Genomic DNA, 12,245 nt, shown 5'->3' with positions numbered 1-12,245 from the left:
CCGACGACACCGACGACACCGGCAACGCAACAACGCCGGCCACCCCGCCAGTCATGCCGGACACGCAGGGGACACCACCAGTGACCCCGGCGGTCGTACCAGCAGCGCCAGTGACCCCAAAGTCGCACACGCCGCAACATGGAATTTTCCCAGCGACGGGCGAACGGGTGGCCTGGATCTTGGTGTTTATCGGTCTGGTATTACTCGCCGCGGTTTGTGGCCTAATTACAATCCGCCGGCAACGGGCATAATCTAGCAGCCGGTACACAGCCGATAATCAGTCTTGTATACAACAATGGCGTCCCCCAAGTGTGGGGGACGCCATTTTGTTGCTAAACGCGTTCGGCCAGCAGTTCGCCGAGTTTGAGCGTGGTCTGTACGTTGCGAATGGTAATTTGCGTTGAAATTGCCGCGGGCGTCCGCGACCACCGCGTGTCCATAAACTTGGTGGCTTTGCTGGTAACAAAGATGACGGGGCCATCAACTCGGCTTTGCTCCTCCTCATCATCACCGCACCCATGGCAGCCAAGACCTTGTCGGGCGACGTTGGTGGGCAGACAAAGATGGCATTGCTGATGCTGCCGGCCGCCGGCGCTGTCCACCATGCGGGGGCGGGCGCCAGCACCTTGAGCAGTTCGCGGGCCACAAAGGTGCTCACGGGCACGTTCAATCCCCATTCGCGCACGACGGCTTGGCTCCGTTCCTGCACCACGTCGGGTGGCTGTGAGCTCGTCAGCATGACGTTGCCGGAATTAATGTATGTGCGCACGTTGGTGAAGCGCGCGGACGTAAAGGCGGCGCGCAGGTCCGCCATGGTAATGCGGTTGTTGCGGCCAACGTTGATACCGCGTAACAGAGCTAAATATTCCATCAGAACCCCCTGCTTGGTTAACACGGATGCACTCAATGTCCGTGGTCATCCTCGTTCTTGATTGCTTTGGCGATATTCTACCACAGACAATCCAACGTTGCGATTTAGTTTGTAGTAAGAATAATATTTTTTTGATCGCAAAAAGACTGTCTTGACATGACGAAAATCGGCTCACAATTGTAATTGTTGTGAACTTTGGCCATGCGGTATGAATGTTGATTTATATCGTAAGTGTTGGTTAATTGCCCGCAGTGACGGTAATGGCATTCACAAACTATCAAGTCGATAATTGTGATGGTATCCAATGCAGCCCGCTAATAGCTGTTACTTATGGCAGTATAAAAATATTGAAAGAATAACGTTAACATGATACTCTTTGCTTGTGATTTAATGGGTGGTTTAACTCGTTGGAGAGCACGGTTATTGTACTGGACAATGACCTTACACATAGCAGTAGTCCGGCTTTGGGGGAGGAGGGCAGAACGGAGAAGCTTATGAAGAAATCATTATTGGGTTCAATTTTCGTCGCTGGTATCGTGCTGTCTGGGATTGCAGCACAGCCACAGGTTCAGACCCACGCAGCGGAGGACACCGCTGCGGCGGCTGCCACTACGCAGACGGACGCAGACTCCGCTGCGACTACGCCGGCAGCCACCGCGGATAGCCAGGCGCCGGTCAAGAGTCAGGTGCCATCGGGTCAGACCATCAAGACTGATGGGCAGAACGACACGATTAGTACGGCCGATGCCGATGCCAAAACGGACAGTAACGGCGATTTGGCGTATAAGCACGTAGGTAACGGCGGCGTGGTTCAGGTAACTGAAGGTTATGACGACAACGGTAAGGAAGATGGTTATTACAAGGCCACCGTTTCTAATCAGAACGCCTTTAAATCAGACGACACAAATGATACCAGTGGCTATAATACTTTAGGTGCGACCAGCGTGTTCAAGGGCGATACAACTTACTATGCGGAGTACGCAAATGGTGCATGGCAAGCCAATTCATTGACCATGACTGATGGTCAGGAACCAGCTGGTCGTCAGAGCTTTAACGTTGATGTTTCTAGTATTGCCGAGGATATGGACGGTTCTCACTTTGATCAACAGCTCGCTGATGGTGTGAGTGTCAGCGTGTCCAAGTCTACTCATGAAGACGACGGCAACCACGTATTCCCTGGTGGCACCTACTTTGATGTTGAAATTTACGGTAGCAACGGCTTTAACGATAACTACCAAACGAAGTCTGAATCTGATGATGAAATCGCTCAGATGACTGACGCGTACGTTAACGTGCCGTACACCTTCCACTACTTTGACACGAACAACAACCTGATGACGGGCACGCTGAACCTGATTAACGGGAAGATTGAGACGCCAGCAACCACCACGACGACGCCAGACACGGACAAAGGCGATACGGAAACACCAACGACGACGCCAGATACGGACAAGGGTGACACGGAGACGCCCGTAACGACGCCAGATACAGACAAAGGTGACACCGACACGCCAGCAACGACGCCAGATACGACTAAGGCCGATACGAGTACGCCAGCCACCGACACGACTGACGGCAAGGAACCGGCCAAGCAGCCTGCGGGCGAGCCTGCCCCGGCCAAGGCCCCTGCGACAACTCCGGCTGCAGCAGCGCAACCAGCGACGGCGACGCCTAAAGCAACTCAGCTAGCCGCCCAACCAGCAGCCAAGGCTCAGACTCCGGCTGAACCAGCTGCGACGACGCCAGCCAAGGCCCTGCCAGCAACTGGTGATCAACAGACCACGCTGCTCGCAGCCTTTGGTACGGCCATGTTGGCCCTGGTTAGCCTGAGTGGATTGGTTAGCCGCAAGCGTCGCGCTTAATTTTAACTACCTCCTTTAGCGAATAAAATATTAACGACCCGGTTTTGCCGCGCAACAACAGCGACGAAACCGGGTCGTTTTGGCGTTGGAGCACTGGTTGCCACGCATTATTTCCACCACTTTGCTTACAACCGTCGTCAGCCCCGCCCGCCTAGCCCTGTTATACTTAATGGTGTGAAGACTGCTACTAAGGCCAGAATAACGGAGGATCGACATGACACAGACGTATGATTACGATGTTTTGTTTCTCGGTGCGGGTCACGGGACCTTTGATGGTGCCGGGCCCTTGGCGGCAAGCGGCAAACGGGTGGGCGTCATCGAGAGTGGGCTCATCGGCGGCACGTGTCCGAACCGCGGCTGTAACGCCAAGATTACGCTGGACGCGCCGGTGACCGTGCAGCGTGCGGTGGAGCGGATGCAGGGCGTGGTGAGTGGCAAAGTAGGCATCAATTGGTCGGAGCTGGTGGCGCACAAGCAGACCATCATTGACCCGCTGCCGGGCAACATTGCGGGTAAGTTGACGCAATCCGGCGCGGATATTATCCATGGCCGCGGAGTGCTCATCGACGCCCACACCATATCGGTGGATGGCCGGGCTTATACCGGCGACAAAATTGTGGTTGCCACCGGGCTGCGTCCTCACCGTTTGGACGTACCGGGCGACGAACTGGCGATTGACAGCTCCGACTTTATGAACCTGCGCGAGTTGCCGCACCGCATCGCCATTATGGCTCGGGCTACATCAGTATGGAGTTTGCCACCATCGCCAACGCGGCCGGGGCGGACGTCACCGTCCTGATGCACGGCGACAAGGCGTTACGCCGGTTCCACCAGCCGTTCGTGGAAGCGGTGATCGACGACTTGCAAAGTCGCGGGGTCACCTTTGTCCGTAACGCCGGTATTCGTCAACTATCCCGGGATGACGGCGACATCACGGTGCACTACGGGGATGACGCGACGCTCGCCGTTGACATGGTGCTGGACGCGACCGGACGGATTCCGAACGTCGAGGGCATCGGGCTTGAGGCGGCGGGCGTGACGGTGACGCCGCACGGGATTCCGGTGAACGACCACCTGCAGACGAACGTGCCGTCAATCTATGCGGCGGGGGATGTCATCGATAAGGAACAGCCGCGGCTGACCCCCACGGCCACCTTTGAATCCTACTACCTCTACCAGCTATTTAGCGGACAGACGGATGCGGCGATTGATTACCCACCGATTCCGACGGTGGTCTACACGTCGCCGCGGATTGCGCAGGTCGCGTGCAGCCAGAGAGTGCCGAGGCGGTGGGCGCAAGCGTGGTCCACAACCACGTGCCGGACGATTGGTACCGCCAGATTGACGAGCAAAGTATCGGTGATAGCCTGCTGGTATTTGATGATGATCACCACCTGGTGGGGGTCGCGGAGATGAGCGAGCAGGCCGAGGATGCGGTGAACACGCTGCTGCCGGCGGTGGTGTTCGGCTACGACCGCGACCAGATGTGGCGGATGGCGCACTTGTTCCCGTCGATCAGTGCGTCGGCTTGGCACAAGATTCGGTAGTGGGGATGTTGTGGGCGTAACGTAAATTGGGCGTTAGGTCCGGATAGCACACAGGACATATTTATGGATATGCGCAAAGGCTGCGTTGGACCGCGACGGTACGGCGTTTGTGGCGACAAACTGAATATGCGCGCACGCATATTTGGTGGGGGGCGAACGAATGATATGTTCGCGCGGTTGAGCGGCGATATTGCGCATATGCGTAAATATGTCCTGTGCCTTATATACGGTTGACGGATAAATTTTAATTGCGGCCAGCCGCCGCAGTACCATAATTTTTTTTGAAGCGGGCGTATCGACAAAGATGATTTGTTGATACGCCCGTTTTTTTTGCTTTAACGGTTTTGGAAAAATTTTTTTTATTGGTTGGCGATCTTATCAGAGTATACTGACTTTGTACATTTCATATAAATATGACGGAGGAATTGTTGATGAAGAGAAACAAAATATTGATTAGCTCAGTGGCACTTTTGGGATTAACGGTTGGTGCTAATGAGATCAATCACTTGTTGGATAACGGCAGACAGGCCTCAACCCAGGCGGTGTCGAATGATGATCGAATGTCGCGCAGTGCTAGTGCCAGTTCCAACGTTGCTGTAAAGGCCACTAAAATTTCAGCGACGGCCGATGTGGCAACTCGTTCCGCAAATGTAGCAAGTCAAGACGCTGCTTTAACTGCCGACGCCGTTTCCTACCCCCAATCGTGTATTGACGCTGAGGTCGCTAGGACTGCTGATTATTCATCAACCAAATCTGGTGTTAACTTGCAGGCCACGATAGACTCCAATGTTGCTGCGGTAGCAACTCTTTCTACAAATGTGCGAAGCCAGGTCGCTGCCTCAGCCGTTGCTGCAGTTTACTACCCCCAATCTGACATTAATGCTGAGGCTGTTTTGGCCGCTGATTCTCCGTCGGGTATGTCGATGGCCTCCCACAAAAATCTTGCAGTAGCTGACAGCCAAATCGATAGAACGGCTTTTGCTCGATCAGCTGATGATGCAAATACGTCCGCCGCAGCCTCTGCATCCGCAGTTGCTGGTAGTCAAGTAGATTGACAGCGTATTTTTTTAAAAAGTTTAAGTGTGTGACAAAAAAAGTCCAAAACAAGGTTATTTGCGATACCCACAAACGGATTATCGCGGTTTACCTTGATCTGGGCTTTATTTGCTTAGTTAATAAAATTAGAAATTAATTTGTTTCGTTGGTGTTTTCGTTATTGTCCGTCGTTTCCTCGTCCTGCCCCTTATCCTTATGGTCCTGATACCACCGGTAGATCCACCAGAGTAGCAAAAGTATCAGTAACAGAATAATCGCGTCCCGCCACAGGTTCATGGGGCTGAACGTGTCGCGCGGAATGGTGTGCGTTCGCCTTGCTTCCTTGAGTGAAATCCGCCGGCCGTACACCAACAGGCGGTGGTCGTTAATGCCGATGGGCGTACACGTCATTAGGATGGCGCGGTTCTGCTTGCTCTTCACGTAGAAGTGCGACACCGCGTCGGCGCGCTGCGGGTCGATGACCTGCTTGCGGTACACCTTGTAGGCGAGGCGGTGGGCAAAGACGTCGAGGTAGAACACGTCGGCCTTCTTCATGTAACGGATGTTGTCAAAGAAGATGCGGTTGGCCATCCCCGTATGCCCGGTCACGGACGACGTGACGTAATGGCCCTTGCTTGGTAGGGATGTGAATGGCATGACGCCGGTACCCTTCGCGAGAATGCGGTCACTATCACCGTAGTAGACCGGCATCCCCTTGAGGTGGATGCTGGGGATGCTGACGTTACCAATCGCCGCTTTGGGGTGCCCGTCCATAATTTCCTTAATCGTGACGGGCCGGTATGGGTGTGGCCGGCGTTGTTGCGTGGCGTAGGCGTTCGCGTTGTACTGGCGAATCAACTCGTCACGCTTGGCGTCGGCGGGGTACAGGTGTTTACGGTAGTTTTCAGCCAGCCGGATACGCTGGTTGTCCTGCTGGTGTTCGTAAATCATGGGGGCAAAGAAAAGGATGGCCCCGAGGATTAACATCGTGCCGAAAAACCATTTGAGCCAACCGTGACGTTGACGGGGTTGTTGCTGCTGATCGTTATTGGCTTTCTTCTTTGACACGATTAAAACCTCCGTATGCAAAATGTGGCACTGCGCGTAGTCCCGCCAATTCAGTGTTGACAGTGCGCAGCTTGGGGAGCGGGCGGAGTCGAAACACGGATTAGGGCCATACGTAGTACCACTAAGTATGAGGGCTAACGCACGCATGTATGCAACATTTTGGGGACGCACGTTAACCTACGACAACATCATACCCACTTTTTACCGTCATGTGTACAAATGGGACAGTTGTGACCAGGCCAAAAGTGTCTTGGGTACCAAGGTTGGGTGCAACCGTGCCGCTAGCGTGGGTTTGAATGCAAAGTACGGGGAAAACAACAATTAGCGGTACGGATGTGTGGCAGGTAAACGCTGGCTTTTCAAACATTAAGACGATATTGTTTAAAGCTTGCCTGAGATTATCACCGTAATATAGATAAATCGGTCACAAGTGGCCATATTTTGTTATAATTAACCCGAATACTGAGCCGTACTTGTTGGTTAAATATTGCTCAAATTTTGTACAAAAAATGTAAATAGTGGGTAATTGACTGGTGCCCGGGTTGGATAAATAGGAGGCCGTGATGGCTGTGGATTATGGAGCGGTAGGTCGTTATATTGAGGATTTGCGGTTGGCTAAGCACATTCCGCGGCAACGTTTGGCGGATGACCTCGGCTGGTCGCAGAAGACTTTGCAGCGCATCGCTCAGGGTCAGGTTGACATGAAGTTGAGCCAGTTTATCCACCTACTGTCGTACCTCACGGCGGAACCGGAAGAAGTCCAAGGATTGGTGGAGGGCCATACCTGGTCGTTCGATCAAGTGGACGGTCATATTATCAATGCGGGCGCAACTGGCGATACGCAGCAATTGGAGAGTATCCAGGCCGAGCTCACTGCGGCAGCCAAGGATGAATACCTACCCTGGATGAAGAGTGAGATTATGACCTGTGAGATTATGCTGTGTGAATTACGCAGTGACAGTGATGGTGCCCGGCAGGCGGCCAACCGTTTGTTCCGGCAGTTTGCCAACTATGAACAGTGGACGGCCTTCGACTTCCGCGTGGTTAGCCGCGTAGTGAGTTACGTGCCGTATGCCGAACTACAGGGCACCTTTAAGGGCCACAGTTTGAATACTCGGGCGTTGGGATGGACTAACCTCGATGATCAGTCGGACGCCGTGCTGGACAGTTTCTATATTGGGCTGCTCGACAGCGCGGTGGATTCTGGCGAGGTGCACAACGTGCTGGAAGCCAGCGATCTCATTCGCAAACGGGTTGTGCTGTGGAGCAACTATTACTTCCGGATGTACAAGCGACTGTGTGAGGCCATTGAGGAGTACCTGACGGGCGACCAGAAGCGGGCCGTGCAGATGAAGGACGACCTGCTGGCCAGCGTCAGTGGTTCATACCTGAGGGCATCTTCAGGCGCGACCACGATGGTATCGAACAACTCTGGCGCTCCATCCAGCAACTGGCACCTGCAAAGTAGCGGCGGGGGGCGGCAGCGTAGGCCGGGTTGGTGAGCTGCGGCTTACGTGCCCTGCGCCGTGATTGCTACACCCGCACGCTCCAGCCCGTCCCGGCTTCCACGAATCTTGGAGCCAAAGAAAACCACTTTGTATCCAAGATTTGCCGCTGTAACTCGCTACGCTCGAACAGCGCTCCGGGGTCGCAGCAACCACGTCTCCGGGCACGGCGCCTACGCTCATCAACCCGACCGACGCGGCCTCACGCAACTATGGCAGTCACCCCTCCTGTCAGGGGTTGCTGTTGGAAGCCTCGGCTGTGGTTTTTGATTTTTCAATTGCTCTAATCTCAGGCGTCCTGGTGCTGTACTCGTACGTTATTCAGACCGACTAGTTATTGATGCGGTCGTGGACGATTACCAGCTCATTAGTAGGTTCGTTCGCAAGTGTGGTTCTGGCCGGTGGGGGGTGCCGTGGGGTACGGAGACGACTGGACCCGGAACGGTGACCGCTGTTAGGGGCTTGCCGCTGTAAGAGCGTAGCGATGTACAGCGCGACGAACTTAGAGACTGGCTGCCCGGGCTTGGCAGGCAGGCTCTAAGTCGCACCGGAAACCGCGGTTTTTGCGGTTGGAGGTTTCGCCCTAGCAGCGGTCACCGTGGAGCGGTCCACCAAGTCGTAGTGCCCCGCAGCACTCCCACCGGCCAGAACCGCCAACCAACAAAAACGAGCAACTAACCCTGTCTGCTAGTTGCTCGTTTTGTCTATCGGCGACTGTTGTAGAACCCGCGGTACGCATACCCCAGCAGGAGGACGAAGACCGCGAGCACCGCTACCGCCAGCGGCCGGTTAACGCGGCTGTTCGCGAGTACGCCAGTCACCCGCTGCCCGGTCCGCAACCACGTTCGCCGCGGCTCCTTGACCGCGTGGTAGGCCGTGACTTTGCTTAGGCGACCGATGACCACGCGCCTGAACGGAGTGTTCAGCGGGCCTTCACAGTGGATCAGCGTAATCCGGCCCTCGCTCGTTTGGTTCAGCACCGTTGTCTCCGTCTCCCGAATCACCCGGTTGTACACCACGCGGTAGTGGTACACGTGACGGAAGTCGGTCTGCGTCACCTCATCACCTTTGCGGAGGTCCGCCGTCCGGTTCAAGAGGATGTCCGCGCCGATCAAGTTGTGCGCGGCGTAAACGTTGTTGCCTTGGCCCATCTTGCGGTCGGGAAAGTAGCGCGCCACACCCGTTGACAACGTCGCGTTATTCACCACGGAGTAAATCTCAGGTCGGTGTTCGTCGCCGGAATCCGCAGCTCGCCCATCCCATACTGCCGTTGTAACGCGCTAGTGTGGGCCTGTGCTCGGGTCAAAGTCGCGGTGTCGACGTCGTTAATTCTGGCGGTTGTGTTAGCCCGCTTGGCTGCGTTGCTGTTGGCGTAACTGCGCCAACGTGCAGAGGTGACCGGTACGTCCTGCGTAATGACAAAACCGCCCGCCCAGACCGCGGCCGCCGTGAGTATTAATAATAGTAGGGGGCTCCAAAACCACCGGATAAAGTTTTTCATCATTTAATGTCCTTGGATTGATGTTGGTGCCGCATAACCAGCGTTACGCCGCCCGCAACGACTATGATTGTGATCACGATTATCGTGGTGTACAGCCACCAGTTAGTGTGCGTGGTTGGGGCTGGCGAGGTTGTTGGCTTGGCGGATTTTATCGGTACCCGTTTGCCGAAAATTAGCAGCCGGTGCGAGTTGATGAAAATCGGCGTGCACGTCAGGAGCACCGTAATGTCTTTGCCCTGCTGAATGCGGATGGGGGCCAACGCGGCTTTGCCACTCGGAGCCACCACCATCCGCTTGTAAACCCGATACGCGTGGCGCGGCTGACCCAGTGCGGTGACGTAGAAGCGGTCACCGTTTTTGAGGTGGCGAATGTTATCAAAGATGACCTGGTTGTTGAACCCCGAGTGCCCCGATATGACGCTGAGCGTTGACCGCCCGCCGATGGGGAGGCTGGTTCCCGGCATGATGCCGACACCATGAGCCAGCGTGTTGTCGTCATCACCGTAATAGATAGGTTGATTCTGCACGTGGATTCGCGGAATCGTCACGTAGCCAATCGTGTGGCTCAGTTGGTTCGTGGTGAGCGGGAGCGTACCTCGTTGACCGACCGCCAGGGCCTGGTTGTACGCCGTTAGCCGCTGCGTCCGCCTGGTGGTCGTCTGGGCATGCTGCTTGTAGACCCGGACGTCCTGCTGGTACCGACCTGCGACTACGCGCGAATAAATCGTGGGCGTCAAAATAAGCCCCACGCCCACAACGACGAGGAGCGTGCAGATAATACTGAACCAAGGGTCCCGTGCGCGCCGCCGCTTTTCCATACCACTGTTTCCTCTCTTAATACATAACTGCGTTTAGCATACCACATTCACTGTATGCGCCAAGGCACGCGGCTTAAGCCCGTATCCGTACATAATGCCGGTACGGCGCGGATTGTTGAGGGTACGCACTTGTACACGAATAGTGGGTGGTCAGAAGTGACCGGGCCACTTCTGACCGGTCACCATTCGTGTACTAATGGGCATGCTACATTAATGCTATGTAGAAAAGTCGGGTATAACGAGGGATTTGATGTCATGAAGAAAACAAAGTTCATCCACGGGTTGTTGGTACTCGGACTAGTGCTGGGGTGCCTGGCGGGCGTCATGACGGCGGTTCGGGCCATTCCTAGCACGCCGGTGGCTGCCGCAACGGCTGAAGATAACACCTCGGCGCGCACCATCACGTTACATAAATACACGGAAAGCGCGACGCCCAGCACGGACAAGCTGACCGGGACCACGGCGGACGCTAGCAAGGTCCCGAGTGACAGCAAGCCTTTGCAGGGAATCAAGTTCGCCGTGACTAAGGTTGAGAAGGTGTCGGGCAAGACACTCTCGGCCGCCGACAGCTCCACGTATACCGTAGACACGAGCTTCACCGCCATGGCGGTTACGTCCGACGCTGACGGTAAGGCCGTAGCCAACGTGGGAATCGGCAAAGCTGCAGATGGTTACTACCTGGTGGTTGAGAAGGCCAGCAAGTTGGTCGCCACCGCCGCAGCGCCGTTCATCATCCACCTGCCGCAAACGACCAAGAACGCCAGCACTGGCGACATGACTTTGCTGTACGACGTGAACGTGTACCCGAAGAACAAGGTCGATGACGACGCCGTTGCGCTGAACCCGGAGAAGTTCGTCCAGGATGCCCAGGCAGCAGCGCCGCCGATGGGGAGGCCCCCGAGGTCAGCGCGACCTCCACGATGCAGGGTGGCATGATTGTGTGGGACCTCGTGGTGACCCGGCCAGCTGACATCCAGACGACGGACGATAGCGGCAAGACGACGTACGCCAGCAAGCTCATTCTGTCGGACCCACTAATCACGAAGAACCTGACTTACGGCGGCTACAGCTACATTTACATGCTGGCTCCGGATGGCACCAAGACGAAGCTGGAAACCACCGATTACGACGATTCGGAAGCACCGGCTGGTAAGCTGAAGGTCGATGGCGACTATAGCGTGGCCGTCTTTGCCCTCACCGCTGCTGGTATTAAGAAGTTTGCGGCCCAGCCGGAGGGCACCAAGCTGGTCATTCCGGTGGCGACCACCATCACGGCGGACACCACGGGCAAGATTGTGAACACGTTCGATACCTACTATAAAGGTACGGCGACAACGCAGGTCATCCACGAACACTCGGGTACCAGCAAGCCGCTCACGGACGGCGCCACGGACGAGATGAAGCCGACTAAGCCGACGAGTGCGGATACCAGCGCGCCCGTGGTCTACACGGGTAACGTCGATATTCAGAAGACGGATGAGGACGGTAATCACGTGGCCAACGCGACGTTTACGCTGTACAAAACGGAGGCAGACGCCAAGGCGGGTTCCAACCCGGTTAAGGACGGTAACGGCAAGGTAATGACGGCCATTTCCGGTAGTGATGGAGTCGCGCAGTTCGTCGGCCTATACGTTGATCCAACCACGCAGCAGCAAGACTACTACGCGGTTGAATCCGACGCGCCCGTGGGGTACGACCTCAACGGTGGCGTGTTCAAGGTCACCGCTAAGCGCGACACGAGCGTGGACGCAACGGTCAAGGATCACGATAACGCGTTTCCTAATCTGCCGCTAACCGGGAAGAACGGTCAGTTGTTGCTTTACGGAATGGCCGGGTTGCTCATCATTATCGGTGGGGCCGGCGTGGTTCTCGCTAAGCGACGGCACGCGGCATAAACTGAACGTAATTAGTGGAGCACCGGTGAGTTGATCACTAGTGCTCCTTTGTGGCTATTGGGGAAAGTAACACGGTTTTCAAAATCCTCCGTGCTGTTTTCAATTAGTAGAGGGCGTGGAATGGAACTCATTTAGTGCTGCTT

At 55.5% G+C, this 12,245-nt stretch carries 11 protein-coding genes and 1 pseudogene; 7 read left to right on the top strand and 5 right to left on the bottom strand.

The features are described 5' to 3' along the window. On the top strand, nt 1–251 hold a 251-nt coding region (locus tag JCM12539_RS08185; protein ID WP_156302141.1), incomplete at its 5' end, for an LPXTG cell wall anchor domain-containing protein. A 26-nt stretch (nt 252–277) separates the two neighbouring features. On the opposite strand, the gene JCM12539_RS08180 is transcribed toward JCM12539_RS08185, so the two are convergent. Beyond that, complete coding sequence (locus JCM12539_RS08180) at nt 278–871, bottom strand: DUF1697 domain-containing protein (RefSeq protein ID WP_054650609.1); 594 nt, start codon at nt 869–871, stop codon at nt 278–280. A gap of 494 nt (nt 872–1,365) precedes the next feature. Between JCM12539_RS08180 and JCM12539_RS08175 the strand changes: the two genes are divergently transcribed. The 3 genes and pseudogenes from JCM12539_RS08175 to JCM12539_RS08165 all read left to right on the top strand — a co-directional run bounded on the left by JCM12539_RS08175 (nt 1,366) and on the right by JCM12539_RS08165 (nt 5,335). After that, on the top strand, nt 1,366–2,733 hold the full coding sequence (locus JCM12539_RS08175; protein ID WP_054650607.1) for an LPXTG cell wall anchor domain-containing protein: 1,368 nt from the start codon (nt 1,366–1,368) through the stop codon (nt 2,731–2,733). Between the two features lie 214 nt (nt 2,734–2,947). Continuing rightward, nucleotides 2,948–4,280, top strand: a pseudogene (locus tag JCM12539_RS08170) (dihydrolipoyl dehydrogenase family protein). 431 nt (nt 4,281–4,711) lie between these two features. After that, on the top strand, nt 4,712–5,335 hold the full coding sequence (locus tag JCM12539_RS08165; protein WP_054650605.1) for a hypothetical protein: 624 nt from the start codon (nt 4,712–4,714) through the stop codon (nt 5,333–5,335). 133 nt (nt 5,336–5,468) lie between these two features. On the opposite strand, the gene JCM12539_RS08160 is transcribed toward JCM12539_RS08165, so the two are convergent. Beyond that, complete coding sequence (locus JCM12539_RS08160) at nt 5,469–6,383, bottom strand: class C sortase (RefSeq protein WP_054650603.1); 915 nt, start codon at nt 6,381–6,383, stop codon at nt 5,469–5,471. A gap of 563 nt (nt 6,384–6,946) precedes the next feature. On the opposite strand from JCM12539_RS08160, the gene JCM12539_RS08150 reads away from it, so the two are divergent. Beyond that, nucleotides 6,947–7,885, top strand: a complete 939-nt coding sequence (locus JCM12539_RS08150) for a helix-turn-helix domain-containing protein (protein ID WP_054650599.1) — start codon at nt 6,947–6,949, stop codon at nt 7,883–7,885. A 707-nt stretch (nt 7,886–8,592) separates the two neighbouring features. On the opposite strand, the gene JCM12539_RS08145 is transcribed toward JCM12539_RS08150, so the two are convergent. The 3 genes from JCM12539_RS08145 to JCM12539_RS08135 are packed head-to-tail and all read right to left on the bottom strand — an operon-like array spanning nt 8,593 to nt 10,207. Then, entirely contained in the window at nt 8,593–9,096 is a 504-nt protein-coding gene (locus JCM12539_RS08145; RefSeq protein ID WP_054650597.1) for a class A sortase, read from the bottom strand. Next, entirely contained in the window at nt 9,090–9,392 is a 303-nt protein-coding gene (locus JCM12539_RS08140) for a hypothetical protein (RefSeq protein WP_156302140.1), read from the bottom strand. Before JCM12539_RS08140 ends, JCM12539_RS08145 begins: the two co-directional genes overlap by 7 nt. Next, complete coding sequence (locus JCM12539_RS08135) at nt 9,389–10,207, bottom strand: class C sortase (RefSeq protein ID WP_054650593.1); 819 nt, start codon at nt 10,205–10,207, stop codon at nt 9,389–9,391. The genes JCM12539_RS08140 and JCM12539_RS08135 overlap by 4 nt, the downstream gene beginning before the upstream one ends. A gap of 255 nt (nt 10,208–10,462) precedes the next feature. Here JCM12539_RS08135 and JCM12539_RS08130 point away from each other — a divergent pair, with 255 nt between their 5' ends. Further along, nucleotides 10,463–11,143, top strand: a complete 681-nt coding sequence (locus JCM12539_RS08130) for a pilin N-terminal domain-containing protein (protein ID WP_054650591.1) — start codon at nt 10,463–10,465, stop codon at nt 11,141–11,143. After that, a complete protein-coding gene (locus JCM12539_RS08125) occupies nt 11,140–12,102 on the top strand; it encodes a SpaA isopeptide-forming pilin-related protein (protein WP_162204089.1) in 963 nt (320 codons plus the stop codon). The genes JCM12539_RS08130 and JCM12539_RS08125 overlap by 4 nt, the downstream gene beginning before the upstream one ends. Nucleotides 12,103–12,245 lie beyond the last annotated feature (143 nt).

It is taken from the genome of Lacticaseibacillus pantheris DSM 15945 = JCM 12539 = NBRC 106106 (genome assembly GCF_001311175.1).
GTDB lineage: Bacteria > Bacillota > Bacilli > Lactobacillales > Lactobacillaceae > Lacticaseibacillus > Lacticaseibacillus pantheris.
The sequence above is the reverse complement of the archived record's forward strand: the minus strand, read 5'-3'. Positions and strand labels throughout refer to the sequence as shown.

Bases quoted from the DNA above. Each gene is read 5' to 3' on its own strand.
- JCM12539_RS08180 (WP_054650609.1), bottom strand. From the start codon at position 871: ATGGAATATTTAGCTCTGTTACGCGGTATCAACGTTGGCCGCAACAAC.
- JCM12539_RS08175 (WP_054650607.1), top strand. From the start codon at position 1,366: ATGAAGAAATCATTATTGGGTTCAATTTTCGTCGCTGGTATCGTGCTG.
- JCM12539_RS08165 (WP_054650605.1), top strand. From the start codon at position 4,712: ATGAAGAGAAACAAAATATTGATTAGCTCAGTGGCACTTTTGGGATTA.
- JCM12539_RS08150 (WP_054650599.1), top strand. From the start codon at position 6,947: ATGGCTGTGGATTATGGAGCGGTAGGTCGTTATATTGAGGATTTGCGG.
- JCM12539_RS08140 (WP_156302140.1), bottom strand. From the start codon at position 9,392: ATGATGAAAAACTTTATCCGGTGGTTTTGGAGCCCCCTACTATTATTA.
- JCM12539_RS08135 (WP_054650593.1), bottom strand. From the start codon at position 10,207: ATGGAAAAGCGGCGGCGCGCACGGGACCCTTGGTTCAGTATTATCTGC.
- JCM12539_RS08130 (WP_054650591.1), top strand. From the start codon at position 10,463: ATGAAGAAAACAAAGTTCATCCACGGGTTGTTGGTACTCGGACTAGTG.
- JCM12539_RS08125 (WP_162204089.1), top strand. From the start codon at position 11,140: ATGATTGTGTGGGACCTCGTGGTGACCCGGCCAGCTGACATCCAGACG.